Annotated in this window: 17 protein-coding genes, 2 tRNA genes and 3 rRNA genes; 5 read left to right on the top strand and 17 right to left on the bottom strand. The window is 56.7% G+C overall.

The window, feature by feature from the left end:
- Positions 1-176 precede the first annotated feature (176 nt).
- The 3 genes from mksB to mksF are packed head-to-tail and all read left to right on the top strand — an operon-like array spanning position 177 to position 4,982.
- The gene (mksB, locus tag AB7M29_RS29895; RefSeq protein ID WP_048397728.1) at positions 177-1,454 is read left to right on the top strand and encodes an Mks condensin complex protein MksB; all 1,278 of its coding nucleotides are present in this window, start codon (positions 177-179) and stop codon (positions 1,452-1,454) included.
- Positions 1,444-2,145, top strand: a complete 702-nt coding sequence (mksE, locus tag AB7M29_RS29900; RefSeq protein WP_048397727.1) for an Mks condensin complex protein MksE — start codon at positions 1,444-1,446, stop codon at positions 2,143-2,145. The genes mksB and mksE overlap by 11 nt, the downstream gene beginning before the upstream one ends.
- A complete protein-coding gene (gene mksF, locus AB7M29_RS29905) occupies positions 2,142-4,982 on the top strand; it encodes an Mks condensin complex protein MksF (RefSeq protein ID WP_454248601.1) in 2,841 nt (946 codons plus the stop codon). The genes mksE and mksF overlap by 4 nt, the downstream gene beginning before the upstream one ends.
- 117 nt (positions 4,983-5,099) lie before the next feature.
- On the opposite strand, the gene AB7M29_RS29910 is transcribed toward mksF, so the two are convergent.
- The 14 genes from AB7M29_RS29910 to AB7M29_RS29975 all read right to left on the bottom strand — a co-directional run bounded on the left by AB7M29_RS29910 (position 5,100) and on the right by AB7M29_RS29975 (position 20,561).
- Positions 5,100-7,403: an MlaD family protein gene (locus AB7M29_RS29910; protein ID WP_454248602.1), complete on the bottom strand. Its 2,304-nt coding sequence runs from the start codon at positions 7,401-7,403 to the stop codon at positions 5,100-5,102.
- Entirely contained in the window at positions 7,396-8,019 is a 624-nt protein-coding gene (locus AB7M29_RS29915) for a paraquat-inducible protein A (protein WP_007896874.1), read from the bottom strand. The genes AB7M29_RS29910 and AB7M29_RS29915 overlap by 8 nt, the downstream gene beginning before the upstream one ends.
- Positions 8,006-8,665 (bottom strand): paraquat-inducible protein A, encoded by a 660-nt coding sequence (locus AB7M29_RS29920; RefSeq protein ID WP_123501347.1) that lies wholly within the window; start codon positions 8,663-8,665, stop codon positions 8,006-8,008. Before AB7M29_RS29920 ends, AB7M29_RS29915 begins: the two co-directional genes overlap by 14 nt.
- A gap of 149 nt (positions 8,666-8,814) precedes the next feature.
- Positions 8,815-8,930 (bottom strand): 5S ribosomal RNA (rrf, locus tag AB7M29_RS29925).
- A 157-nt stretch (positions 8,931-9,087) separates the two neighbouring features.
- Positions 9,088-11,979 (bottom strand): 23S ribosomal RNA (locus AB7M29_RS29930).
- A 229-nt stretch (positions 11,980-12,208) separates the two neighbouring features.
- Positions 12,209-12,284, bottom strand: a tRNA-Ala gene (locus AB7M29_RS29935).
- 9 nt (positions 12,285-12,293) lie between these two features.
- A tRNA-Ile gene (locus AB7M29_RS29940) sits at positions 12,294-12,370 on the bottom strand.
- Positions 12,371-12,493: 123 nt separating this feature from the next.
- A 16S ribosomal RNA gene (locus tag AB7M29_RS29945) occupies positions 12,494-14,032 on the bottom strand.
- The 16S, 23S and 5S rRNA genes sit together here with 2 tRNA genes alongside, the layout of an rRNA operon.
- A 544-nt stretch (positions 14,033-14,576) precedes the next feature.
- A complete protein-coding gene (gene msrQ, locus AB7M29_RS29950) occupies positions 14,577-15,197 on the bottom strand; it encodes a protein-methionine-sulfoxide reductase heme-binding subunit MsrQ (protein WP_217858694.1) in 621 nt (206 codons plus the stop codon).
- On the bottom strand, positions 15,197-16,210 hold the full coding sequence (msrP, locus tag AB7M29_RS29955) for a protein-methionine-sulfoxide reductase catalytic subunit MsrP (RefSeq protein ID WP_217858693.1): 1,014 nt from the start codon (positions 16,208-16,210) through the stop codon (positions 15,197-15,199). Before msrP ends, msrQ begins: the two co-directional genes overlap by 1 nt.
- Positions 16,211-16,273: 63 nt before the next feature.
- A complete protein-coding gene (pssA, locus tag AB7M29_RS29960) occupies positions 16,274-17,131 on the bottom strand; it encodes a CDP-diacylglycerol--serine O-phosphatidyltransferase (RefSeq protein WP_008006914.1) in 858 nt (285 codons plus the stop codon).
- Between the two features lie 146 nt (positions 17,132-17,277).
- On the bottom strand, positions 17,278-18,294 hold the full coding sequence (gene ilvC, locus AB7M29_RS29965) for a ketol-acid reductoisomerase (protein ID WP_454248603.1): 1,017 nt from the start codon (positions 18,292-18,294) through the stop codon (positions 17,278-17,280).
- 48 nt (positions 18,295-18,342) lie between these two features.
- On the bottom strand, positions 18,343-18,834 hold the full coding sequence (gene ilvN, locus AB7M29_RS29970; RefSeq protein ID WP_003176102.1) for an acetolactate synthase small subunit: 492 nt from the start codon (positions 18,832-18,834) through the stop codon (positions 18,343-18,345).
- Positions 18,835-18,836: 2 nt separating this feature from the next.
- Positions 18,837-20,561 (bottom strand): acetolactate synthase 3 large subunit, encoded by a 1,725-nt coding sequence (locus tag AB7M29_RS29975; protein ID WP_217858692.1) that lies wholly within the window; start codon positions 20,559-20,561, stop codon positions 18,837-18,839.
- Positions 20,562-20,962: 401 nt separating this feature from the next.
- Here AB7M29_RS29975 and AB7M29_RS29980 point away from each other — a divergent pair, with 401 nt between their 5' ends.
- Positions 20,963-21,385, top strand: coding sequence for a DUF4124 domain-containing protein (locus AB7M29_RS29980; protein ID WP_454248604.1), 423 nt, complete (start codon positions 20,963-20,965; stop codon positions 21,383-21,385).
- Here the strand turns inward: AB7M29_RS29980 and AB7M29_RS29985 are convergent, their stop codons facing one another.
- Genes AB7M29_RS29985 through mrcB form a run of 3 tightly spaced genes read right to left on the bottom strand, consistent with a single transcriptional unit; the run spans position 21,386 to position 24,796 of the window.
- Positions 21,386-21,721, bottom strand: coding sequence for a YqcC family protein (locus AB7M29_RS29985; protein WP_123361256.1), 336 nt, complete (start codon positions 21,719-21,721; stop codon positions 21,386-21,388).
- Positions 21,721-22,455 carry a tetratricopeptide repeat protein gene (locus AB7M29_RS29990; RefSeq protein ID WP_454248605.1) on the bottom strand — a complete coding sequence of 245 codons (735 nt, stop codon included), beginning with the start codon at positions 22,453-22,455 and terminating at the stop codon, positions 21,721-21,723. The genes AB7M29_RS29985 and AB7M29_RS29990 overlap by 1 nt, the downstream gene beginning before the upstream one ends.
- A 16-nt stretch (positions 22,456-22,471) precedes the next feature.
- A complete protein-coding gene (mrcB, locus tag AB7M29_RS29995; RefSeq protein WP_217858689.1) occupies positions 22,472-24,796 on the bottom strand; it encodes a penicillin-binding protein 1B in 2,325 nt (774 codons plus the stop codon).
- Positions 24,797-24,914: 118 nt separating this feature from the next.
- Here mrcB and AB7M29_RS30000 point away from each other — a divergent pair, with 118 nt between their 5' ends.
- Positions 24,915-26,471, top strand: coding sequence for a bifunctional aminoglycoside phosphotransferase/ATP-binding protein (locus AB7M29_RS30000; protein WP_454248606.1), 1,557 nt, complete (start codon positions 24,915-24,917; stop codon positions 26,469-26,471).
- Positions 26,472-26,548 lie beyond the last annotated feature (77 nt).

A 26,548-nucleotide genomic window follows, 5' to 3' on the forward strand; every position in this document is an offset into this window, starting at 1 on the left:
AAAGTGCAGTGATTCTACCGCCCTTCGCTCAAGATCGCCCGCGCTGTTGATCGATAGACTTCACCGATAGTCTTTCCACCTATGAAAAATGGCGACAGCCCATCCCGAGAGTGAATCGACACGGCTGCGATGCAGTACAATCGCGGCTTTTAATCGCCAACCAGCCGGCCATTCCGATGATCGAACCCAAGCGCGTCTTGCGCGCCCTCGCTGAACACTGGGCACTTCTGGAGCCACTGTGCGAGCACTTCGACCAAGGCACCCTGAGCCTCAACGAACTGCGCACGCAACTGGCCGCCCAGCAACTCGACAGTACACCGCAGGACATCACCAGCCTTCTGGACGTGTGGATCCGCCTCGATATTCTGGTTCCCGTGGCGAAAAGCCCGAACCGTTTCGAGCTCAATGCGCAGATCCACGATTTCCTCGCTTACCTGCGCCGTGAGCACCGTCTGGGCCTGTGTCTGGAAATCGAAGCCTATTTGCGCCATCTCGAGCGCCTGGCCGGTTACATTCAGGACGCCTTCGAGATTCGCGACGGCAACGATCTGGCGCGCCAGTTGCGTCTGCTCGACATGCGCGTGCGAGACGTTTTGAAGAAGCTTGCCAACGACGAACAGGCCCTGGTGGCCGTCGCCGAGCGGGCCAAGACCAGCGACCGGCAGATCCCATTGCGTCAACGCTACGCTGAAGTACTGGCGACCTGGGATGAATACGTCGAGCCGATGATCCAGTTGGTGAACGCTGACGGCGCCTTCGAACAAGGCGTGCGCAAGGTCGAAAACGTCCTGCTGAAGATGCTCACTGAACAGCAGCGCCTCGGCCATCTGGTCGACGACGATATGCTGCTGCGCACCCACGCGCGCATTCTCGAAATGCAGACCAGTGCCCAACTGACCTTGCGTCATGCCCGTGAACTGCTGCTGCCGTTGCGTGAAGAAGCGCGCCGGCACAACGCCGTGACCCGTGGCGCGGCGCTGGCCTTGTCGGCCATTCGTCGTAAAGGTATCGATGCGGTACCGCAAGCCGCGATGCCGATGTTCACCCGGCCTCAAAGCACCTTCCTCGGCAGCGCCAGTCAGGTCGAAGCCTACGTGTACGCCTTGGCCCGTTTCGAGCCGAAACCTGCGCGTTTCCCCAAGGCTCACAAGACCCAGAAAGGCGAAGCCCCACGCGCGCCACGCACGGTTCGGGAAATGCTCGAACGCTGCGAAGACGCCCTGCCGATGCCGGACCTGATGACCTGGCTGCTGGAGCAGGAGCCGGACGGCGCCACCGACGAATTGCTCTACTGGTTCTCGCGTCTGTCGCGGGAAAAACGCTTCAAACGCGAGCGTCTGGAACGCCGCGATTACCACACTCACGAGCATCAGGTCAGCCTGCGCTCCTTCGCCCTGCTCTCGTCCGGTGACACCGCCGCCGAGAATTCTGCGAGCATTCCAAATGCATCTTGATCTATCCGAACTGTCCCATCTGGCACCGATCTTTCGCGAGCTGTTCAAGGGCTACCACGTCAGCCGCCGCGATCCGGAGCTGTACGCGCAACTGTCGAACTTCCAGGACCAGTACCGCACGCTGTTCAAGGCACTGGGCTTTGAACTGGTCTGCGACACCCGGGGTTTCTACTACTTCGTACCAGACCTGGCTGCTGCGGCAGTAAACAAGACCGCGCAACGTCTGGCGCTGTTCACCTTCATCCTTGTCGAGCACTTGGCCGACCAGGGCCGCGACCCGATCTCCGTGCTCGACGGCGGCAGTCTCGGCCGAGATGAACTGCCATCGTTGCTGGAAAAGTACCGCGACCTGTTCATCCAGGCCGAGGTCCAGACTCAGGACGAACTGGAAGAAAAGATCATGCGTCGCATGACCCAACTCGGTTTCGCCAGCGAAGAGCCTGGCATCTACCGCTTCCTGCCGCCGATGCACCGCTTCCTCGATGTTTGCCTGTCGGTTCAGCAGGACCGCGATCTGGCGGCCAGCCTGCACAGCGTGCTGCCATTGCCAGTTCCGGTATTGATCGATGACGACAGCGACGAGAAGCTGCTGCAAACCGATGATCCGCTAGACCTCAGCGACTTCGAGGAAGAAAGCGAAGAAGACGCCATGGCCCGCGCCATTGCCGAAGAACAGGAGACTGACGCATGAGCAAGGAACGCTACGGCATTCGCCGCTTTGCCCTTTTGAACACCGCCGGTTACAGCCTCGGCCTGTTCCCGCTGGAAGAGCCGCTGTCGGTTTACGGCGCGAACAACCTCGGTAAATCCGCTTCGATCAACGCCTTGCAGTTCCCGATTCTGGCGCGCATGTCGGACATGAGTTTCGGCAAGTACAGCCTGGAGCAATCCCGTCGGTTCTACTTCGCTTCGGACACCAGTTACATCCTGGTGGAAGTCTCCCTGCCCCACGGCCCGCACGTAATCGGCGTGGTCGGCCGCGGCCCGGGCGGCGGTTTCGGTCACCAGTTCTTTGCCTATGCCGGCAAACTCGATCTGGCCCATTACCAGAAAGACGACACCTGCCTGCGGCAGAAAGAGCTGTTCAACAACCTCGAACGCGAAGGCCTGAAAGCCTACGAACTCAAGCCGGATGAACTGCGTCGTTTGCTGGTTGGCGGCCACACTTCGATTCCGCTGGACCTGACGTTGATCCCGCTGCGCTCCACCAGCGAGCAGAGCCTGAAGACCTTCCGGGCCCTGTTTATCAACTTGCTGCACATGCGCGAAATCACCGCGGCCAAACTCAAGCAGTTGTTCCTCGATGCTTTCGAACACAGCCTGCGTTCCGGTAGCGTCGATTACATCGCAGCGTGTGAAGAAGCGTTCCGCGATGTACGTCGCATGGAGCAGGATTACAACTCGCTGGTCACCGCTGGCCCGCTGGTTGAAGCACTGGCCGCTGGCGTGGCCCAGCGCAATATCCTGCGCGGTAAACTGCACCGGATCTCGCCGCTGCTCGATTCCTTGCTCGGCACCTGGTCGGACTACGCCAGTGCGCGCAAGGAAGAACTGACGATTCAGGCCGAGCACTACCGCAACGAGCAGGACGCGCTGCAAAACGATCAGCGTGGTGGCACTCAGGAGCTGATGCGTCTGGAGCGGGAAATCACCGGTATCCAGCGATGGCTCGGCGAGTTGTCGGTGCTCAAGCATCGCTTCGCGCTGGTCGATGACGTCAAAGTCCTCGAGCAGCAACTGCTGGCCGCCAAGGACGCGCACGACGAACTGGCCGGTGCACTGGCCCAGTCGCGGCAGTTCAGCGCCGAAGACCTGGAAGAGCGCCTGCGGGATCTGGAAAAACGCCTGAAGTCGGTCAAGCAACAACTCGATCATGCCGACAACAACAGCTACGCCCGTTTGCGCGAAGAATTCTCGCAGCAGGACGTCGAGCGCCTGATGCGCCTGTTCAACAGCGCGTTGTTCAGCCTCCCGCTGGGCGAGCATGGCATTACGCTGGACGAGGATGGTCAGTGGGTCAAATCCATGGAGCTGATCCTTGATGGCTTCAAAGGTGAGCGCTTCGAAGTGCCGGGCCTGTCCATCGACATCTCGCACATCGAGCCGCCGGCCCTGCAAGCCCTAGCCGACCGCGCGGCATTGCGCGATCAGAAAGACCGTTTGGAAAAAGAACTCAAGCAGCTGAAAACTCAAGCTGCCGTGGCAGCCGACCGTGCGGCCAGCAAGACCCAGACCGAAGCCCTGTACCAGCAAGTGCTGGATGCGCAGAAAGCCCTGGAAGACTTCCGCCGCGCGCAAACCCTGAGCGCCGAGGAAGGCGACAAGCTGGAACAACTGGCGCAGATGGAAGCCGCTCAGGACGAATTGAAACGTTCCAGCGATGCCTTCACCGAGCGCGTCCAGCAACTGTCGGCCAAGCTGCAACTGGTCGGCCGGCAGATCGGCGACATGGAAGCCAAGCAACGCACCCTCGACGACGCCCTGCGCCGTCGTCAGCTGTTGCCAGCGGACCTGCCATTCGGCACGCCGTTCATGGACCCGATCGACGATTCCATGGATAACCTGCTGCCGTTGCTCAATGACTATCAGGACAGCTGGCAAGGATTGCTGCGCAGCGACGGGCAGATCGACGCGCTGTACGCTCAGGTTCGCCTGAAAGGCGTGGCCAAGTTTGACAGCGAAGACGACATGGAACGTCGCCTGCAACTGCTGATCAACGCCTATGCACACCGCACCGATGAAGCCCTGACCCTCGGCAAGGCGCGCCGTGCGGCGGTTACCGACATCGCCCGGACCCTGCGTAACATCCGCAGCGACTATGACAGCCTCGAACACCAACTGGCGCTGTTCAACCGCGAGATCAACAAGCGTCAGGTCTCCAACCTGCAAAGCTTCCGCATCGTGCTCGCGCCGAACAAGGAAGCGCTCAAGCACATTGACCAGATCATCCACAGCGCCGGTCAGTACGAAGAAGGCGAAACCCTTTCCGTCTTCGACCTGAGCCAAAGCGCCGATCAGGACAACAAGAACGAAGAAGCCAAGGAATACCTGGCGCGGCTGGTGGCGGCGAACCACAACCAACTCGGTCTCAAGGATCTGTTCGAGCTGGCGTTCGAGATCACCAAGGTCAACGGCCAGCCGGTGATCCACACCGACATCGACGGTGCGGCATCCAATGGCACCACCATGACTATCAAGGCGCTGACCAACATGTACTTGTTGCTGCACTTGATGGACCGCGACCAGGCCGGGCGCGTGCGCCTGCCGTACTACCTCGACGAGGCGGCGGACATCGACGAGAAGAACCAGGCCGCGCTGCTGGAAACCAGCCTGCAACTGGGCTTCGTGCCGATTCTGGCGAGTGTGAAGCCGCAAGTTTGCGCCAGTGTCGCCATCGACCTGGAAGGCGGCAGCGGCCCGAACGGCATCTACATTGACGAGGCGGACTGGAAGTACATTCGTCGCCACGATGAAGTGAAGGCAACCGTTGTTGTACAAGCTGATGAGCCAGAGCTGGATGCGGTCTGATTTGACTTAATCCAAGCCAACAAAAAGGCCGCGATCCAAATGGATCGCGGCCTTTTTTTATCTTTTCATTGTAGGAGCGAGGTTTGCCCGCGAAGGCAGATCACAGGCGCCGATAAATTACTTGCCGATTGCGATCTTCGGCGCCCAGGTCAGCCACTCATCTTCAAACTGATCGAACAACGGGAAGGTTTGCTCAGGCCGCGCCGGGACACCCATGCGGTCGCCATCCGGTGTGGCAAAGGCGATACCGCCCTGAACCAGCGTCTCCAGTGACTCGGTGCGTATTGTCGCGCCTTTGAACAAGCCGTAGTCAAAACCGAAACCACTGGTGTTCCAGAACCGCGTGCCACTGCGCACCAGGGGTGCGTACTTCGGCTCGATCAGGATGTGCACCAATACTCGATCAGCCGTCTGGCCCAGCTCATAACCGGTCACCTTGCCTACCGTTATTTCGCGATAGGTGACGGGGACGCCAGTCTTCAGCGAACCCCGACGAGCAGCGCTCAACACCAAACTTAAACCAGCCTCTTCCTTGGCGGTTTCCGGAGGATTGGTCAAGGCCTCGAAAGTCTTCTGCGGGCCCAGGTTCTTCGGCGACGGTTGCACTTCAATGTATTGCCCGGTGACCAACGTTTCGAGGTTCGAGGTTTTCATCAGGCCAAGCTCAGGTTTGACCACCCAGAACTGACTGCCAACCCGAGCGATACGCTCCGGCACTTCTGTGATCCGCGCGGTCAGCAGTACTGATTGAAGGTCATCACTGAGGTCGACGTCCTCAATCTTCCCAACGTCCAGGCCTTTGAATCGAACCGGCGTGCCACTGCGCAGACCATCGGCGCGATCGACCTTGATCGTCACCATAGTGCCTTTCTGCGTTGCCTCATCATGGTTGGCATGCAGGCGGAAACGTGGAATACGCTTTTGCAACGGTGCTTTGGCTTCCGGGGTTTCGAAGGCGATGCCACCAGCCATCAGGCTTTGCAACGACTCACTTTTGACCTGGATACCGCCGGTCAACCCACCGGTGAGCGTGATGCCGCTGGCATTCCAGAAGCGCGTCGAGGCGTTGACCAGCCCTTCGTATTCCTTCTCGATATGCACCCCGATCACCAGCTGCTTTTTGGTGCGGGAGAATTGATAGCTCTGAACCGAACCGACCTTGACCTGTTTGTAGAGAATCGGACTGCCGACTTCCAGAGAACCAAGGTTGTCGGTGAACAACACCAAGTGCAGGCCTGGCGAACGCAGATCCAGCGGCGGCGCCTTGGGCCGTGCTTCGAACTCGCGCTGCGGTGCACCGCCCTTGTCGCCTGGGCGCACGGCGATGTAGTTACCTTTGACCAGCGCTTCCAGACCCGTAATACCGGCGAGCGAAATCGATGGTTTGACCACCCAGAACTGGGTGCCAGTGACCAGGTAATCCTCGGCCAGTGGGTCGAGAGTCAACTCGGCGCTAGCACTGGACAGGTCCGGGTCAATCTTGAGCGTTTTCAGATTACCGACCTGGATGCCTTTGTACATTACCGGCGTGCGACCGGCCTGCAGTCCTTCGAAATCGCTGAGTTTGACCTTGACCCGAATACCCGCTGCGGCCGCATCGAAATCCTCATAGAGACGGAACGGCAAGCTTGGATCGGTGGGCGGACTGTCCTTGCGGTTCTCCGGAGTGGCAAATGCAATACCACCGGCGACGATGCTCGCGAGGGACTCGCTACGCACTTTCACACCTGACAGGTTGGCGTCGATACTGATGCCGCTGGCATTCCAGAAACGCGTGTGTTTACGCACCAGGTTGGCGTAGGTCGGCTCGATGAAGACTTTGAGTTCGACAGTACTCTGGTCTGTGGAGAGAACGTAGCTTTTGATCTGACCGACCTGGATCTGCTTGTAGAACACCGGGCTGCCGCGATTCAGCGAGCCAAGGCGATCAGCCTTGATGGTCAGGTGCAGGCCGGGTTGGGCGTCCGATAGCGGCGGCTCTTGGGCCAGGGCCTTGAACTTGCGGGTCGGCTCGCCTTCACCCGGGCTCACAGCCACGTAGTTACCCGAGACCAGCGTCTCCAGGCCAGTGATACCGGCCAGGCTCACGCTCGGTTTGACCAGCCAGAAACGCGTGCTGGTCCTGAGGTATTGCTCCACGTCTTTGTTCATCTCGATGGTAGCGATCACTCCTTTAGAGTTGCCTTCGTCATCGAGTTTGAGGGCTTTCACCTTACCGACCGACATGCCTTTGTAGACGACTTCGGTCTTGTTGGCCTGAATGCCTTCACCGCTTTCGAAGCGCACCTGAATCTCGATGCCCGTCTCGCTGTAGGCACGCCAGCCGAGCCAGCCGCCGATGATCAAGGCGATCAGAGGCAATACCCAAATGGCTGACCAGTTTGAGGCCGGTCGGGTTTTCGCTTTAGGCAAATCAGTCATGGTCGTCGTCCGACTCCGTGTTATCCCAAATCAGTCGGGGATCGAAAGTTACTGCGGCAAGCATCGTCAGAATCACCACACTGGCGAATGCGATGGCGCCAAGATTGGCTTCGATGCTGGCAAGCCGTCCAAAATTCACAACCGCCACCAGGATGGCGATTACAAAGATATCCAGCATCGACCAGCGGCCGATGAACTCGATAAAGCGGTACATCAGAATGCGCTGGCGTGCCGAGAGCGGCTGACGGCGCTGCACCGAAAACAGCAGCAATGCGATGCCTACCAGCTTGAACGTGGGTACCAGGATGCTGGCGATAAAAACCACGGCAGCGATAGGAATCATGCCGTGCTGAACCAGTTGGATCACACCGGACATAATGGTGCTCGGATCGCCCTGCCCCAGGGAATTGACGGTCATGATCGGTAGCACATTGGCCGGGATGTAGAGAATCGCGCCCGTGATTAATAACGCCCAAGTACGCATCAGACTGTTCGGGCGGCGGGCGTGAACCAGCGCACCGCAGCGAGTGCAAACCTGCTCGTCGGTATCGGCTTCCTGCTTATTCAACTCGTGGCATTCGGCACAAATCAGAATGCCTGCATCAATCGCCCGCATGGGCATCTTCTCCTGATAGAGCCTGCCAGATCTGGTGCGGTGACATCACTACTTCCAGCCAGACCTGAACCAACAACAAACTGATGAAGCACACCAGACCAAGACCTACGGTGATCGCCGCCATATCGGCCAATTTGACGATCGCAACCAGTACGCCCATGAGGTAAACCTCGAGCATCCCCCAGTCCCGTAGATGGTGATAAATGCGGTAGAGCAGCAAGCCGTAACTGCGTCCGATATCGAAGCGAATACTCAGCAACACGAACAGCTGGCAAAGCAGCTTGAGTAGCGGAATCCCCATGCTACAAAGGAATACCACTGCCGCTACGCCTCGCATACCGGTATCGAACAGACCGACAACGCCACTCCAGACGGTATCGTGCGACGACTGTCCGAGTAGATGGAGCTGCATGATGGGTAAAAAGTTCGCCGGGATGAACAACAACAGCGCGGCAATGACCAAGGCGAGACTGCGCTGCACGACATTGTGTCGATGGGCATACAGCTCATAACCGCAGCGTACACAGATGGCTTTCTCACCATGAGCAAGCTCAGGCTTGCGCATCAGCAAGTCGCACTCATGACACGCTACCAAGTCGTCCAGCGGTAAATCTGACAGCCCTGGGGCGTCAACCGGATCTGGCATAAAGGCTCTGGCTCCAAAAAAGTTGGACCTATTCTAGTGTCCTGACTCAAAAATAACTGTGCAATTTTGTATTGTCGCCAGAGTGCTCTTTTCCTGCGGACAAAACAAAACCCCTACCTGCATATGCAGATAGGGGTTTCGGAATTTAATCTTGACGATGACCTACTCTCACATGGGGAAACCCCACACTACCATCGGCGATGCATCGTTTCACTGCTGAGTTCGGGATGGGATCAGGTGGTTCCAATGCTCTATGGTCGTCAAGAAATTCGGTAGCCAGCTCGTTTGCCTTGCGGCTCACGCTCCAGCGAATGGGTATGCGATAGTTTGGTGTTTGTGAGTATCTCGAACTTTCGGTTCGTTTCGTCTTCACACACCGCAATCTGGTGCCTTTTCAGGTCAGCAAATTGCTTGGGTGTTATATGGTCAAGCCTCACGGGCAATTAGTATTGGTTAGCTCAACGCCTCACAGCGCTTACACACCCAACCTATCAACGTCGTAGTCTTCGACGGCCCTTCAGGGGACTCAAGGTCCCAGTGAGATCTCATCTTGAGGCTAGTTTCCCGCTTAGATGCTTTCAGCGGTTATCTATTCCGAACATAGCTACCCGGCAATGCCACTGGCGTGACAACCGGAACACCAGAGGTTCGTCCACTCCGGTCCTCTCGTACTAGGAGCAGCCCCTCTCAAATCTCAAACGTCCACGGCAGATAGGGACCGAACTGTCTCACGACGTTCTAAACCCAGCTCGCGTACCACTTTAAATGGCGAACAGCCATACCCTTGGGACCGGCTTCAGCCCCAGGATGTGATGAGCCGACATCGAGGTGCCAAACACCGCCGTCGATATGAACTCTTGGGCGGTATCAGCCTGTTATCCCCGGAGTACCTTTTATCCGTTGAGCGATGGCCCTTCCATACAGAACCACCGGATCACTAAGACCTACTTTCGTACCTGCTCGACGTGTCTGTCTCGCAGTCAAGCGCGCTTTTGCCTTTATACTCTACGACCGATTTCCGACCGGTCTGAGCGCACCTTCGTACTCCTCCGTTACTCTTTAGGAGGAGACCGCCCCAGTCAAACTACCCACCATACACTGTCCTCGATCCGGATAACGGACCTGAGTTAGAACCTCAAAGTTGCCAGGGTGGTATTTCAAGGTTGGCTCCACGCGAACTGGCGTCCACGCTTCAAAGCCTCCCACCTATCCTACACAAGCAAATTCAAAGTCCAGTGCAAAGCTATAGTAAAGGTTCACGGGGTCTTTCCGTCTAGCCGCGGATACACTGCATCTTCACAGCGATTTCAATTTCACTGAGTCTCGGGTGGAGACAGCGCCGCCATCGTTACGCCATTCGTGCAGGTCGGAACTTACCCGACAAGGAATTTCGCTACCTTAGGACCGTTATAGTTACGGCCGCCGTTTACCGGGGCTTCGATCAAGAGCTTCGCGTTAGCTAACCCCATCAATTAACCTTCCGGCACCGGGCAGGCGTCACACCCTATACGTCCACTTTCGTGTTTGCAGAGTGCTGTGTTTTTAATAAACAGTCGCAGCGGCCTGGTATCTTCGACCGGCGTGGGCTTACGCAGTAAATGCTTCACCCTCACCGGCGCACCTTCTCCCGAAGTTACGGTGCCATTTTGCCTAGTTCCTTCACCCGAGTTCTCTCAAGCGCCTTGGTATTCTCTACCCAACCACCTGTGTCGGTTTGGGGTACGGTTCCTGGTTACCTGAAGCTTAGAAGCTTTTCTTGGAAGCATGGCATCAACCACTTCGTGTTCTAAAAGAACACTCGTCATCAGCTCTCGGCCTTAAGATCCCGGATTTACCTAAGATCTCAGCCTACCACCTTAAACTTGGACAACCAACGCCAAGCTGGCCTAGCCTTCTCCGTCCCTCCATCGCAATAACCAGAAGTACAGGAATATTAACCTGTTTTCCATCGACTACGCTTTTCAGCCTCGCCTTAGGGACCGACTAACCCTGCGTCGATTAACGTTGCGCAGGAAACCTTGGTCTTTCGGCGTGGGTGTTTTTCACACCCATTGTCGTTACTCATGTCAGCATTCGCACTTCTGATACCTCCAGCAAGCTTCTCAACTCACCTTCACAGGCTTACAGAACGCTCCTCTACCGCATCACCTAAGTGATACCCGTAGCTTCGGTGTATGGTTTGAGCCCCGTTACATCTTCCGCGCAGGCCGACTCGACTAGTGAGCTATTACGCTTTCTTTAAAGGGTGGCTGCTTCTAAGCCAACCTCCTAGCTGTCTAAGCCTTCCCACATCGTTTCCCACTTAACCATAACTTTGGGACCTTAGCTGACGGTCTGGGTTGTTTCCCTTTTCACGACGGACGTTAGCACCCGCCGTGTGTCTCCCATGCTCGGCACTTGTAGGTATTCGGAGTTTGCATCGGTTTGGTAAGTCGGGATGACCCCCTAGCCGAAACAGTGCTCTACCCCCTACAGTGATACATGAGGCGCTACCTAAATAGCTTTCGAGGAGAACCAGCTATCTCCGAGCTTGATTAGCCTTTCACTCCGATCCACAGGTCATCCGCTAACTTTTCAACGGTAGTCGGTTCGGTCCTCCAGTTAGTGTTACCCAACCTTCAACCTGCCCATGGATAGATCGCCCGGTTTCGGGTCTATTCCCAGCGACTAGACGCCCTATTAAGACTCGCTTTCGCTACGCCTCCCCTATTCGGTTAAGCTCGCCACTGAAAATAAGTCGCTGACCCATTATACAAAAGGTACGCAGTCACCCAACAAAGTGGGCTCCCACTGCTTGTACGCATACGGTTTCAGGATCTATTTCACTCCCCTCTCCGGGGTTCTTTTCGCCTTTCCCTCACGGTACTAGTTCACTATCGGTCAGTCAGTAGTATTTAGCCTTGGAGGATGGTCCCCCCATATTCAGACAAAGTTTCTCGTGCTCCGTCCTACTCGATTTCATGACCAAGAGATTTTCGCGTACAGGGCTATCACCCACTATGGCCGCACTTTCCAGAGCGTTCCGCTAATCTCAAAGCCACTTAAGGGCTAGTCCCCGTTCGCTCGCCACTACTAAGGGAATCTCGGTTGATTTCTTTTCCTCAGGGTACTTAGATGTTTCAGTTCCCCTGGTTCGCTTCTTAAGCCTATGTATTCAGCTTAAGATACCTAACTTATGTTAGGTGGGTTCCCCCATTCAGACATCTCCGGATCAAAGTCTGTTTGCCGACTCCCCGAAGCTTTTCGCAGGCTACCACGTCTTTCATCGCCTCTGACTGCCAAGGCATCCACCGTATGCGCTTCTTCACTTGACCATATAACCCCAAGCAATCTGGTTATACTGTGAAGACGACATTCGCCGAAAATTCGCGATTAAACTCACAAATTTTACCTTAGCCTGATCACCACCAGTGAAAGTGGCCATCAGTCTATCTTTCTATCACATACCCAAATTTTTAAAGAACGATCTAATCAAAAGACTAGAAATCAATATTCACAGCGGAATATTCATTTCTAAACTCTCAAACGTTTCGAAGCAGTTAATGGTGGAGCCAAACGGGATCGAACCGTTGACCTCCTGCGTGCAAGGCAGGCGCTCTCCCAGCTGAGCTATGGCCCCATACAAAATTGGTGGGTCTGGGCAGATTCGAACTGCCGACCTCACCCTTATCAGGGGTGCGCTCTAACCAACTGAGCTACAGACCCAATTTCGAGCGCGTAACTGTTAGCGTTGAGCTATCAGCTTGGAGCTTAAAGCTGCTTCTATCGTCTTCTTCAATGAATCAAGCAATTCGTGTGGGAACTTATGGAGCAGCTGATGTCGTCGATTAAGGAGGTGATCCAGCCGCAGGTTCCCCTACGGCTACCTTGTTACGACTTCACCCCAGTCATGAATCACACCGTGGTAACCGTCCTCCCGAAGGTTAGACTAGCTACTTCTGGTGCAACCCACTCCCATGGTGTGACGGGCGGTGTGTACAAGGCCCGGGAACGTATTCACCGCGACATTCTGATTCGCGATTACTAGCGATTCCGACTTCACGCAGTCGAGTTGCAGACTGCGATCCGGACTACGATCGGTTTTCTGGGATTAGCTCCACCTCGCGGCTTGGCAACCCTCTGTACCGACCATTGTAGCACGTGTGTAGCCCAGGCCGTAAGGGCCATGATGACTTGACGTCATCCCCACCTTCCTCCGGTTTGTCACCGGCAGTCTCCTTAGAGTGCCCACCATAACGTGCTGGTAACTAAGGACAAGGGTTGCGCTCGTTACGGGACTTAACCCAACATCTCACGACACGAGCTGACGACAGCCATGCAGCACCTGTCTCAATGTTCCCGAAGGCACCAATCCATCTCTGGAAAGTTCATTGGATGTCAAGGCCTGGTAAGGTTCTTCGCGTTGCTTCGAATTAAACCACATGCTCCACCGCTTGTGCGGGCCCCCGTCAATTCATTTGAGTTTTAACCTTGCGGCCGTACTCCCCAGGCGGTCAACTTAATGCGTTAGCTGCGCCACTAAGAGCTCAAGGCTCCCAACGGCTAGTTGACATCGTTTACGGCGTGGACTACCAGGGTATCTAATCCTGTTTGCTCCCCACGCTTTCGCACCTCAGTGTCAGTATCAGTCCAGGTGGTCGCCTTCGCCACTGGTGTTCCTTCCTATATCTACGCATTTCACCGCTACACAGGAAATTCCACCACCCTCTACCATACTCTAGCTCGTCAGTTTTGAATGCAGTTCCCAGGTTGAGCCCGGGGATTTCACATCCAACTTAACGAACCACCTACGCGCGCTTTACGCCCAGTAATTCCGATTAACGCTTGCACCCTCTGTATTACCGCGGCTGCTGGCACAGAGTTAGCCGGTGCTTATTCTGTCGGTAACGTCAAAACAATTACGTATTAGGTAACTGCCCTTCCTCCCAACTTAAAGTGCTTTACAATCCGAAGACCTTCTTCACACACGCGGCATGGCTGGATCAGGCTTTCGCCCATTGTCCAATATTCCCCACTGCTGCCTCCCGTAGGAGTCTGGACCGTGTCTCAGTTCCAGTGTGACTGATCATCCTCTCAGACCAGTTACGGATCGTCGCCTTGGTGAGCCATTACCTCACCAACTAGCTAATCCGACCTAGGCTCATCTGATAGCGCAAGGCCCGAAGGTCCCCTGCTTTCTCCCGTAGGACGTATGCGGTATTAGCGTCCGTTTCCGAGCGTTATCCCCCACTACCAGGCAGATTCCTAGGCATTACTCACCCGTCCGCCGCTCGCCACCAGGTACAAGTACCCGTGCTGCCGCTCGACTTGCATGTGTTAGGCCTGCCGCCAGCGTTCAATCTGAGCCATGATCAAACTCTTCAGTTCAAACATCTTTGGGTTTTTAAGAAACCCTAAACTTGGCTCAGCAATCGTTGGTTACATCTTTGATTTCTCGCGGAGTAACTTGTGATGCTGATAATCTTGTTGACTATCAGTCTGACTCCACAAGCACCCACACGAATTGCTTGATTCAGTTGTTAAAGAGCGATTGGTTAAGATCTTTCGTCTCAACCGAGGCGCGCATTCTACAGCAGCCTCTGTTGCTGTCAAGCGGTTATTTTCAGAAGTTTTCAAAGTTTCCTTTGTAACTTCAACCACTTGCGCTTCCGATCTCTCGTTAGCGGGAGGCGAATTCTACAGCGTTACTCGCTGCTGTCAACACCTCTTTTTCTCCGCTTTCGACCGAGATGATCGAACCGTCAATAAAGCGAAAACACACTGCCTTACCAACTCCTTCTGGCTTCGATGAACTGAAGCGTAACCGCTGTCGAAAACTGCGCAACTCTTTGTTTACCAAGGAGTTTTCCGTTTCGACTGCGCCGGAAGTGGGGCGAATTATAGACTTCCAGAATCTGCCGTCAACCTCTAATTACGCCTTTCTTTCAGAAGGTGCCTTTTTGGCTGCTAAACGTGGAATCCGGCGGGTTACAGGCGGCAATCTCAACACCAACAACAACGCACCTATAGAAGCATAGATTACCCACTCCTTCAGATCGGCACGCACGATCCACAACATATGCAGCAATCCAAACCCGAGAACCACATAGACCAACCGATGCAACTTCCTCCAGCGAGAACCCAAACGCCGCTGACTGTAGCGATTGGAGGTAACCGCCAATGCCAACAAACAGAGAAATCCCAGGACTCCGACAATAATGTACGGCCGCTTACGCAACTCAACCCCCAACTGCGACCAATCAAAACCAAGGATGAACGCTGTGTAACCGCTCAAATGCAGAACCACATAAGCGAAACACCACAAACCCAGCTGCCGTCGAACAGCAATCCACCCCGCCCAACCGGTGAGCTTTTGCAAAGGCGTCATGCTTAATGTAATGAGCAGCAGCACAAGCGCCCCCTGCCCCAGACGGTCAACCAATACCTTGCCTGGATCAGGCCCCAGCACATCCGCCCAGGCCTGATACAACCAAAGCAGCGGCCAAATCGCTGCGGCGATGAAGACGCCAATACGCCAGAACGGATATCGCATCAGTAATTCTTCCGCAGATCGAGCCCTGTATATAGAGAAGCGACTTCATCCGAATAACCATTGAACATTTGCGTGTCCCGCACATTGGGCTTGAACAGCCCACTCGGCAAACGCCTTTCCCGTGCCTGGGTCCAGCGCGGGTGATCGACTGTCGGGTTCACGTTCGCATAAAAACCATACTCATCCGAGGCGATACTCTGCCAGGTAGTTTTCGGCTGCTCGCTGACCAAGCTGATCCGCACGATGGATTTAATGCTCTTGAAGCCGTACTTCCAAGGCACCACCAGACGCAGCGGCGCACCGTTCTGATTCGGCAGCTCACGCCCGTACATGCCCACAGCAAGAATCGCCAACGGATTCATCGCCTCATCCAGACGCAGCCCTTCTACATAAGGCCAGTCAATCAGGGCAAAACCGGAACGCTGCCCGGGCATAGTTTTGGGATCCTGCAAGGTTTCGAAGCGAATGAACTTGGCTTTGGAGGTTGGCTCGACCTCCTTGAGCAAGGCCGAAACAGGAAAACCGATCCACGGAATGACCATCGACCAGGCCTCCACACAGCGAAGGCGATAAATACGCTCTTCCAGCTGATAAGGCTTCATGAAGTCTTCCAGCGCATACCGCCCCGGCTTCCCCACCTCCCCGTCCACCACCACGCTCCAGGGTTCGGTTTTCAGCGCACCGGCGTTGGCCGCGGGATCGCCTTTATCGGTACCGAACTCATAGAAGTTGTTGTAGTGGGTCGCGTCCTTGAAAGGTGTGATCGCCTCGTCTTTGACGTTGATCGCCCCCCATTTAACAGAAGGAAGCTTTTCGGCAAACCAGGACGGCGCCTTGCCAGGCTCGACATCAGCATAACGTGCAACATCGTCGGCACTCGCCCAACGCGGCAGACTGCTCACCGCCAAACCGGCGACGGCGGCACCTAATACACTGCGACGAGAAAGGTAGAGGGATTCAGGCGTGACGTCCGACTCATGACAGTCAGACGCTTTGGGGACTTTGATCAGCATGACAACTCCGCAGCTTTGGAGGACAGATGCACCCATAGACTGCGGAGTATGAGGGAAATTACATCACTCGGCTTTTTTGTGCCGACGAAGGCGCAGCAGGTACTGCACCGGCCCGGAAGCCGCATAAGCAAGGAAAACCAGCAGCAGGATGCGCGGCGGATCACTGAACACTACGGCGAATACCAATACCACTGCGAGGATCGCGACAAAGGGAACGCGCCCTTTCAAGTCCAGCTCCTTGAAGCTGTTGTACTTGATGTTACTGACCATCAGCATGCCAGCGGCGGCAACCATCAGCGCAACCAGGAACGACATCTTGGAACCCTGAATGCCGTAGTCGCTGAATGCCCAGACAATGCCCGCGACCACACCGGCGGCGGCCGGGCTGGCCAGACCGATGAAGTAACGTTTGTCTGCGGTGCCGACCTGAGTGTTGAAACGCGCCAGACGTAACGCCGCCCCCGCTACATAGATGAAGGCGACCATCCAGCCGACCTTGCCCATATCGCCCAGGGCCCAGCCGAATGCCAGCAATGCCGGCGCCACACCAAAGGCAACCATGTCCGACAGCGAGTCGTACTCGGCACCGAAAGCACTTTGGGTATTGGTCATACGGGCAACGCGACCGTCGAGACCGTCGAGCACCATGGCGACGAAAATGGCGATCGCGGCGAACGCAAAATATTTGCTCGCGCCGATGGCATCACCGGCACTCAAGGCACTCTGGGCGCTCATCGAGTTGATGATGGAATAGAACCCTGCGAAGAGGTTCGCAGTGGTGAACAGATTCGGCAGAAGATAGATACCACGATGCCGGACTTTACGGCCTTCAGCATCATGCCCTTCTTCGATGTGTTCATCGATAGGCAGAAGGCTTTCGGCGTCAGAAGCCTGCTTTGGCTCTTCGGGACGTTCGCTCATGGACATTTACCTTGCAACGGGGTGGAAAGTTTCGACAGGTGTCTGGGACGACGGCTCGGCCACAAACAATGCAGCTTTATACCAGAACCGGCGGATCCAAACGAAAAAACGCGGCCTAGGCCGCGTTTTCCGTACAAGCTCGGGACTTAGTTCTTGGCTTTGTCGACGATCTTGTTGGCACCGATCCACGGCATCATGGAGCGCAGTTGCTCACCGATGATTTCGATACCGTGAGCGGCGTTGTTACGACGCTTGGCGGTCATCGAAGGATAGCCGGTGGCGCCTTCGCTGATGAACATCTTGGCGTATTCGCCGTCCTGAATACGTTTCAGGGCGTTGCGCATGGCCTGACGGGATTCGGCGTTGATCACTTCCGGACCGGTCACGTACTCGCCGTACTCAGCGTTGTTGGAGATCGAGTAGTTCATGTTGGCGATACCGCCTTCGTACATGAGGTCAACGATCAGCTTCAGTTCGTGCAGGCATTCGAAGTAGGCCATTTCCGGCGCGTAGCCAGCTTCAACCAGAGTTTCGAAACCGGCTTTTACCAACTCAACGGTACCGCCGCACAGAACGGCTTGTTCGCCGAACAGGTCGGTTTCGGTCTCGTCCTTGAAGGTGGTTTCGATGATGCCGGTACGACCGCCACCAACGCCAGCGGCGTAGGACAGTGCAACGTTTTTGGCATTGCCCGAAGCATCCTGGTAGATAGCGATCAGGTCAGGGATACCGCCGCCTTTGACGAACTCGGAACGCACGGTGTGGCCCGGAGCTTTCGGGGCGATCATGATCACGTCGAGGTCAGCACGTGGCACAACCTGGTTGTAGTGAATCGCGAAACCGTGGGAGAAGGCCAGGGTGGCGCCTTTCTTGATGTTCGGCTCGATTTCGTTCTTGTACAGGGCAGACTGGAACTCGTCCGGGGTCAGGATCATGACCAGGTCGGCAGCCGCTACGGCGGAAGCAACGTCAGTCACTTTCAGGCCGTGGGCTTCAGCTTTGGCAACAGTAGCCGAACCTTTACGCAGACCAACAGTAACGTCAACGCCGGAGTCTTTCAGGTTGCACGCTTGAGCGTGGCCCTGGGAACCGTAACCGATGATGGCAACTTTCTTGCCCTGGATGATCGACAGGTCGCAGTCTTTATCGTAGAAAACGTTCATGAATTTCCCCTCTATATCCTGGCCGTTCAGGCCATTCGCTAATTTGGTTTAGATGCTCAGTACTTTGTCGCCGCGGGCAATCCCGGTGACGCCACTGCGTACGGTTTCCAGAATCGAGGCAGTGCCGATCGATTGAATGAAGCTGTCGAGCTTGTCGCTGGTACCGGTCAATTGAACGGTATACACGCTGGCGCTGACATCAACGATCTGCCCACGATAAATATCGGTGGTGCGCTTGATCTCGGCGCGCTGGGCGCCGGTGGCCTTGACCTTGACCAGCATCAGTTCGCGCTCGATGTGAGCACTCTCCGACAGGTCGACCAGTTTTACCACTTCGATCAGCTTGTTCAGGTTCTTGGTGATCTGTTCGATGACTTCATCATGGCCGACAGTGGTCAGCGTCAGACGCGACAGGGTCGGGTCTTCGGTTGGTGCCACGGTCAGGCTTTCGATGTTGTAGTTGCGCTGCGAGAACAGGCCGACTACACGAGACAGAGCGCCCGGTTCGTTTTCCAGAAGCAAGGAAATAATGTGCCGCATGATTAAGTACGCTCCGTCTTGCTCAGCCACATATCGCGCATGGAGCCGTCTTTGATCTGCATCGGGTAGACGTGCTCGCTGGTGTCGACCGAAATATCGATAACCACCAGGCGATCTTTCATGGCGAACGCCTCTTCCATCTTCGACTTCAAATCTTTCGATTCGGTGATGCGCACGCCAACGTGACCATAGGCCTCGGCCAGCTTGACGAAGTCAGGCAACGATTCCATGTAGGAGTGCGAGTGGCGGCTGCCATAACTCATGTCCTGCCACTGGCGAACCATACCCAGTACACCGTTATTCAGAATGACGATCTTCACCGGCAAACCGTATTGCAGGCAGGTCGACAGTTCCTGAATGTTCATCTGGATGCTGCCCTCGCCCGTTACGCAGGCGACGTCATCATCCGGGAAGCTCAGCTTGATGCCCATGGCCGCCGGAAAACCGAAGCCCATGGTGCCCAGGCCACCGGAGTTGATCCAGCGGTTCGGCTTGTTGAACGTGTAGTACTGAGCGGCAAACATTTGGTGCTGGCCCACGTCGGAGGTCACAAAGGCGTCGCCCTTGGTCACTTCGCACAGGGTTTCGATCACGGTCTGCGGCTTGATTACGCTGCCGTCACCCTTGTCGTAAGGGAACAGACCACGGTCACCACGCCACTCATCGACTTGCTTCCACCAGCTGGCAACGGACTCCTTGTTCGGGGTCTCGCCGATTTCCTTGAGAATCGCGACCATTTCGGTCAGGACACTCTCGACCGGACCGACGATAGGCACGTCTGCCTTGATGGTCTTGGAGATCGAAGCCGGGTCGATGTCGATGTGAATGATCTTGGCATTCGGACAGAACTTGGCCGGGCCGTTGATCACGCGGTCATCGAAGCGCGCGCCGACTGCAAGGATCACATCGGCATGGTGCATCGCCAGGTTGGCGGTGTAGCTGCCGTGCATGCCGAGCATGCCGATGAACTGACGGTCGGTGCCAGGGTAGGCACCCAGGCCCATCAGGGTATTAGTCACTGGCAGGTTGAGCATCTTTGCCAGCTCGGTCAGCGGCGCGGAGCCACCACCGAGAATCACGCCGCCACCTGCATAAAGCACAGGACGCTTGGCCGCCAGGAGCATTTCAGCTGCCTTGCGGATTTGCCCGGAGTGACCGCGAACGGCCGGGCTGTAGGAACGCAGCTTGGCTTTTTTCGGGAAGATGTATTCGAACTTCTCGGCCGGGTTGGTCATGTCTTTCGGAATATCGACAACGACCGGACCAGGACGACCGGATTGCGCCAGGTAGAACGCCTTCTTCATGACTTCCGGGATTTCCGACGCATGCTTGATCATGAAGCTGTGCTTCACGATTGGCCGGGAGATACCGATCATGTCGGTTTCCTGGAATGCATCGGTACCTACCATGGTGCTAGGCACCTGGCCGGAAATGACCACCATCGGAATGGAGTCCATGTAGGCCGTGGCAATACCGGTGATGGCGTTGGTTGCACCCGGGCCGGAGGTTACCAGTACCACACCGGCTTTACCGGTGGCACGGGCATAGCCGTCAGCCATATGGGTCGCAGCCTGTTCGTGACGAACCAGAATGTGGGTCACTTCCGGTTCTTTGAACAGGGCATCATAGACATGAAGAAGAGCACCACCCGGGTACCCGTAGATATATTTGACGCCTTCGTCACGCAAAAAGCGGACGAGCATCTCACCGCCAGATAAAAGCTCCACGTTGTTCACCTCTAAAACGCCAGAATACCGCCCACATACAAAGAGGACGGGTCTTAATAGGTTTACTTCTCGGCAGAGCATGAGCGACGGTGGTCGCCGACTACGTCAGCACTGACTGAGCAAGTATTGGGATCGTCCCAAGTGTTGCGGGCCTTTCCCACCCAGCGCGAGGTAACGCGTTGCGGGTGTAACAGGTCGGCGCGGATGTGCGCCTCATGATCTACCGAGTGGGTCTGCTTCTGGCAGTCCCTCTACAGCGGACTTTGGATTCTTCTGTTTCGCCCATCGCAAGTCAAGCCGTCAATGTGCTTTATTCGAACTAAGCGCATGAGAACGCAAGAAAAAACCTTTAAACCGCAACTGTGTTAGCTTCGATTGCGCACCCATGACAAGGAAATGGCATGCGAACGTTCTTCTTCACCGCCGGCTTGCTGATCAGCCTGAGCCCTTTGTGCATGGCGGGTCAGATCTATAAATGGGTCGATGCCCAGGGCGTTACCCATTTTGATGCGCAACCGCCCCCAGGCCAGGAGCCCACCCTCGTGGTGACGCCCGCCCCGCCCGTCGGCAAACCGAGTACGCCAGCGCGCAGTAACGTCATAGGCGATCAACGGGCCATCGACAACAAAGTGAAAAAGCAGGTCGCCGAGCAGCAAGCCCAGCTAAAAGTATTCTGCGAACAGGCCCGAACGAACCTGGCTCAACTGCAGAATAATCCGCGACTACGGGAGGATGTCGACGGTGAGATGCGCCGCCTGACCGACCAACAACGTCAGGAGCGCATCACCGAAGCACAGAAACAGATTGCGAAAAACTGCCAGTAGTTAGCGAGAAGCGGTGATCAACAGGTCGAACTCTTTGAGCAAGACCTGAAGCTGCCGATCCTTGCCCTGGACGTTGCGGGCGGCGAAGACCATTTCGGCCATCTCCTGGATTCCCGACGCGTTGGGCAGCGGCAGATCCTGTTCAAGGATGGTCTTCATCCGCGGCAGGAAGATCCATTGCAGCCATTGCTCGAAATCCAGCGTATCCACCGAAAATGGCTCGACACTGGATAGCGCTTCAGCGGACGGCGCGACTTCGTCCCACCAGCCCTGGACACGCAGTTCGCGTTCGATCAACAGCAACTGCTCGGCAATCTTCGGGAAGCGTGCATCCATCACAGCGAGACCTTGGCCTTCTGACGCGCCAACGCCGCACCGGCGGAGTCACCCTGCTTCTCACGAGCCTGAGCGATCAATCCCCACAAGCTGGCCTGAAGAGCCGGACGACCATTGGCGAACGTCAGACCACGACGAGCGAATTGCTCGGCCTGTGCCGCATCACCTTGAGCCATACGCACCTGGGCCAGGCGATAAAGTACTTGCGGCTCACGCGGTGCGACACGCTGGGCGCGCTCGAGACTGGACGACGCGCCATTAAGGTCGCCGCTGGCCTGTTGCTGCTGGGCAGTGGTCAACAATGCCAGGACCGGACCGTCCAGTTGCTCATCGGCAGACAGGCCGCCGGAGCTCGCCGAAGGAATTCCGCTCGGCGTCGATGGCATGCTGTAGCTGCCCTGGTTGACCGGTGCCGACTGGACCGGCGAGGTATCGATCGGCCCCGGAGTGATCGGGCCTGGGGTAATCGGCGAAGTGCTGATCGGGGCCGAGGAAACCGCGCCACCACCCGGCACCATCACGACAACGCCAGTGTCACCTTGCGGGATTGCCTGAGTCTGGCCTTGCACAGGACGTTTTACCGTCGTCTGACGGTAACCGCCATTGGCCTGTATCCGTTCACTGTTCGAAACGGCGCTGCCGGAATCCACAACCGGAATCGAACCACGCTGTACGGTGGAGCAGCCGCTGAGCAAAGCCACGGCGGTCACTGCTGGAATCAACCACTTGTTCACTTGAAACCCTCTTTGCTTAATTCATCCAGCCCTTGACCCAATCCATCACCGATTCGCCGGAAGCAGGGCCTTCGCCACCGCAAGCGGGACCGGGAGGCGGTTCGCTGCCGCGAATATACGGCATCTGCACCGCACCTGGGCAGCTGCCTTCAGAACCTTGCCCGGTGCGCGAATCGACCCAAGCCTGAACAATGTTGTCCGGCTGCGGCATGTCCAGCGGCAGCGGATCGGCCTTGCGCATGAAACTGGTCCAGACCTGCAATGCACCGGTGGCACCGGTGAACGGCGTCTTGCCGTTATCATCGCGCCCCAGCCAGACCACTGCCAGCAGATCCTGACTGAAACCGGCGAACCAGCTGTCCCGCGAATCGTTACTGGTACCGGTCTTGCCGGCCAGAGTCAGGGTTTTCGGCAACACGTTATAAACCGAGCTACCGGTGCCTTCACGCATGACTCGTTGCATGGCGCTCTGAACCAGGTAAATGGACGCCGGATCGAATTGCTGCTGAATCTGGAACGGATAACGCTTGAGCGGCTCGCCCTCGGCCGTCAGCACGCTACGAATCCCGCGCATCGGCGTATTGAATCCGCCGTTGGCCAGTGTCTGGTACATGGTCGCCACTTCGATCGGGGTCAAGCCACCGGCACCCAGCAACATCGACGGGAACGCGGGGAACTCGCGACTCACCCCAAGGCGTGCCAGGGTTTTGAGGACATTGGGTACACCCACCGCCAAGCCGAGACGCGCGGTCGACAGGTTGTAGGAATGCGCCAGCCCTTGATAAAGGAACACTGTACCGTGGGAACGACGATCATAGTTCTGCGGTTTCCAGACCTGACCGTCCGCGCCTTTGACCGAGAAGGATTCGTCCGACAGCCAACTGGTCAACGTGTACTGGCTCGGCTTCTCAAGGGCTGTCAGATAAACCGCTGGTTTGATCAACGAGCCGATCGGTCGTACCGCGTCGAGCGCCCGGTTGAAACCGGCAAAACCCGCCTGACGGCTGCCAATCATCGCCTGGACTTCTCCGGTTTCCGGGTTGGTCACGACCATGGCCGCCTCAACTTCATCGGAACCCTTGCGCCCGGCCAGACGCTTGAACGTGTCGTTGACCGAGGCTTCGGCTTTCATCTGCAGGATCGGGTCGAAACTGGTGAAAATCCGCAGCCCCTCTTCGGTCAAGTCTTCGTCGCGGTAGTCTTCGCGCAACTGACGTTTAACCAGGTCGAGGAAGCCCGGAAACGAGCTGTCAGCCAACTTGCCGCGAGTGGTCACACCCAGAGGCATTTTCTTCGCCGCCTCAACCTGCTCGGCGGTAGCAACGCCTTGTTCCCCCAGAACATCGAGCACCAGATTGCGCCGCTCCAGCGCCCGCTCAGGGTTGCGACGCGGGTTGTAATAGGACGGCCCCTTGACCATGCCCACCAACAAAGCGACTTGATGCAGTTTCAGCTCGGACAATGGCTGCCCGAAGAAGAACTGGCTGGCCAGGCCGAAACCGTGCACCGCGCGCTGACCATCCTGGCCGACGAACACTTCATTGAGGTAAGCCTCAAGAATTTCGCGCTTGTCGTAATGCAGCTCAAGCAACATCGCCATCATGGCTTCGGTGAGCTTACGGGTCAGGCTGCGCTCGCTGGTGAGGTAGAAGTTCTTGACCAACTGTTGCGTCAGCGTACTGCCGCCCTGGGTCATCTTGCCACCCGAGGTGTTGATGTAGATGGCTCGGGCAATCGATTTCGGCGACACGCCCCAGTGGCTGTAGAAATCCCGATCTTCTACGGCAATCAGGGTTTCGAGCAGATACGGCGGAACCTGATCGATCTTGATCAGGATGCGGTCTTCAAGGTTTTTCGGGTAAATCCCGCCGATCAGCAATGGCTCCAGTCGCACCACAGAAAGCTTCGAACCGTTGGTCGCCGAAAGCTCGGCCACGTAATCGCCGGAGAAGCGCACGCGCACAGGCTGAGCCGTCTCCATGCCTTCATAGAACTGGAAGCCGCGGGTATTCAGGTCGACGGTATTGCCATTGACCGCCGCCGCGCCGGGGCCGTTGCTGACGGCTTCACGTCGGTAGCCCAAGGCATCGAGCTCGGTGAGGAAGTCTTCCTTGCTCAGTTTTTGGCCAGTGAACAGCTCAAGCGGGCGCGCATACACCTTGGCCGGGATGGTCCAGCGCTTGCCGGAGAACTTCTCCTGGACCACAGCGTCGAGGTAAACCGCGAACCCGGCGAGCACCACGAGGCCGACCAGGCTGAGTTTAAGGGCCCAGCCCAGCCAGGGGCGCATGCCCTTGGAAGGTGGTTTTTTAGGAGTGCGGGGGGATCGAGTACGAGTCATGGCGGCGGATTATACGCACTTTATTCATCCTCAACAGAAGCCCGCCGAGGTTTGCGTCGGGCGGACTTGCGGCCATAATGACGGCCTTGAATTTCCCCCAGACTCTGAAGGATCGCCTGTGAGCCAGTCCCTGATCGCTGCCCTGCAAAACCCGGCCCTCTACCCGCATCCCGTAGAAGGGTTCCAGGTCATCGAGACCCATATTTCCTGGGTGCTGCTCACCGGGCCCTATGCTTATAAAGTGAAGAAGCCAGTGAATTTCGGCTTCCTCGACTTCACCAGTCTTGAAGCTCGCAAGCATTTCTGCGCTGAAGAGCTGCGCCTGAACCAGCGCTTGACCCATGATTTGTATCTTGAAGTGTTGCCGATCACTGGCAGCGCCGAGGCACCACAACTGGGCGGCGAAGGCCCGGTCGTCGATTACGCCCTGAAAATGCGTCAGTTCCCGCAAAGCCAATTGCTCAGCACCCTGCAAGCCAACGGCGAGCTGACCACTACGCACATCGACGAGATGGCCGCGCAAATCGCTCAATTCCACCTCAGCGCACCGAAAGTGCCTGCCGAACACGAAGCTGGCACGCCGGACAGCGTGATGGCGCCGGTACGGCAGAACTTCGAACAAATCCGTCCGTTCCTCAGCGACAAGGCCGATCTTCTGCAACTCGAAGCGCTGCAAGCCTGGGCCGAAAGCAGCTTCGAGCGCCTCAAGCCACTGTTCGCCCAGCGCAAGGCCGACGGCTTCATTCGTGAATGCCACGGTGACATTCACTTGGGCAATGCCACCGTGATCGACGGCAACGTGGTGATCTTCGACTGCATCGAGTTCAACGAACCGTTCCGCTTCACCGACGTTTACGCCGACACCGGCTTTCTGGCGATGGACCTGGAAGACCGTGGCCTAAAGAGCCTGGCACGCCGTTTCATCAGCCAATACCTGGAGCTGACCGGCGACTATCAGGGCCTTGAGCTGCTGAACTTCTACAAAGCCTACCGCGCACTGGTTCGCGCCAAGGTCAGCCTGTTCAGCATGCCCGCAGAGGCCGATCCGGTGCAGCGCGCCACCACCCTGCGCCAGTACCGCAACTACGCCAACCTGGCGGAAAGCTACAGCACCATTCCTTCGCGCTTCCTGGCGATCACCCACGGCGTTTCCGCTGTTGGTAAAAGCCACGTGGCCATGCGCCTGGTGGAAGCGCTGGGCGCCATCCGCCTGCGTTCCGATGTCGAGCGCAAGCGTATGTTCGGCGAGCAAGCCGTACCGAACGACCTGCAGGCCGGTATTTATAGCGCCGACGCCAGCGCTGCCACCTACAGCCGTCTGCATGAAATTGCCGAGGTAATTTTGCATGCCGGTTTCCCGGTAGTGGTCGATGCCACGTACCTCAAGCGCGACCAACGCGACGGCGCGGCAAAAATCGCCGAAGCCACGGGTGCACCATTCCTGATCCTCGACTGCGACGCACCGCAAGCGGTAATCGAGAGCTGGTTGAAGCAACGTCAGGCAGACAATAACGATCCATCCGACGCCAACCTGACCGTTATCGCCGCCCAGCAAGCCAGCCGCGAGGCCCTGACGCCAGCAGAAATTCTGTGCAGCAAACGCGTCCAGACCAATGAAAGTGGCACGCTCGATACCGTCGTTGCGCAGATTCGCCAACGCCTGCCAGGCCTGTAAAAAACTATTTCAACCGTGAAGCCTTCACCGGCTTCACGGCTGCCAAATAGTGGCACTATAATGGCGTCATAAAACCA

This window comes from Pseudomonas sp. F-14 TE3623, from assembly GCF_053629015.1.

Coding starts and splice junctions, on each gene's coding strand:
- msrP (WP_217858693.1), bottom strand. CDS start 16,210: ATGCTGATCAAAGTCCCCAAAGCGTCTGACTGTCATGAGTCGGACGTC.
- mksE (WP_048397727.1), top strand. CDS start 1,444: ATGCATCTTGATCTATCCGAACTGTCCCATCTGGCACCGATCTTTCGC.
- AB7M29_RS29920 (WP_123501347.1), bottom strand. CDS start 8,665: ATGCCAGATCCGGTTGACGCCCCAGGGCTGTCAGATTTACCGCTGGAC.
- mrcB (WP_217858689.1), bottom strand. CDS start 24,796: ATGACTCGTACTCGATCCCCCCGCACTCCTAAAAAACCACCTTCCAAG.
- AB7M29_RS29985 (WP_123361256.1), bottom strand. CDS start 21,721: ATGGATGCACGCTTCCCGAAGATTGCCGAGCAGTTGCTGTTGATCGAA.
- pssA (WP_008006914.1), bottom strand. CDS start 17,131: ATGAGCGAACGTCCCGAAGAGCCAAAGCAGGCTTCTGACGCCGAAAGC.
- mksF (WP_454248601.1), top strand. CDS start 2,142: ATGAGCAAGGAACGCTACGGCATTCGCCGCTTTGCCCTTTTGAACACC.
- ilvC (WP_454248603.1), bottom strand. CDS start 18,294: ATGAACGTTTTCTACGATAAAGACTGCGACCTGTCGATCATCCAGGGC.
- mksB (WP_048397728.1), top strand. CDS start 177: ATGATCGAACCCAAGCGCGTCTTGCGCGCCCTCGCTGAACACTGGGCA.
- AB7M29_RS29915 (WP_007896874.1), bottom strand. CDS start 8,019: ATGCGGGCGATTGATGCAGGCATTCTGATTTGTGCCGAATGCCACGAG.
- ilvN (WP_003176102.1), bottom strand. CDS start 18,834: ATGCGGCACATTATTTCCTTGCTTCTGGAAAACGAACCGGGCGCTCTG.
- msrQ (WP_217858694.1), bottom strand. CDS start 15,197: ATGCGATATCCGTTCTGGCGTATTGGCGTCTTCATCGCCGCAGCGATT.
- AB7M29_RS29980 (WP_454248604.1), top strand. CDS start 20,963: ATGCGAACGTTCTTCTTCACCGCCGGCTTGCTGATCAGCCTGAGCCCT.
- AB7M29_RS29910 (WP_454248602.1), bottom strand. CDS start 7,403: ATGACTGATTTGCCTAAAGCGAAAACCCGACCGGCCTCAAACTGGTCA.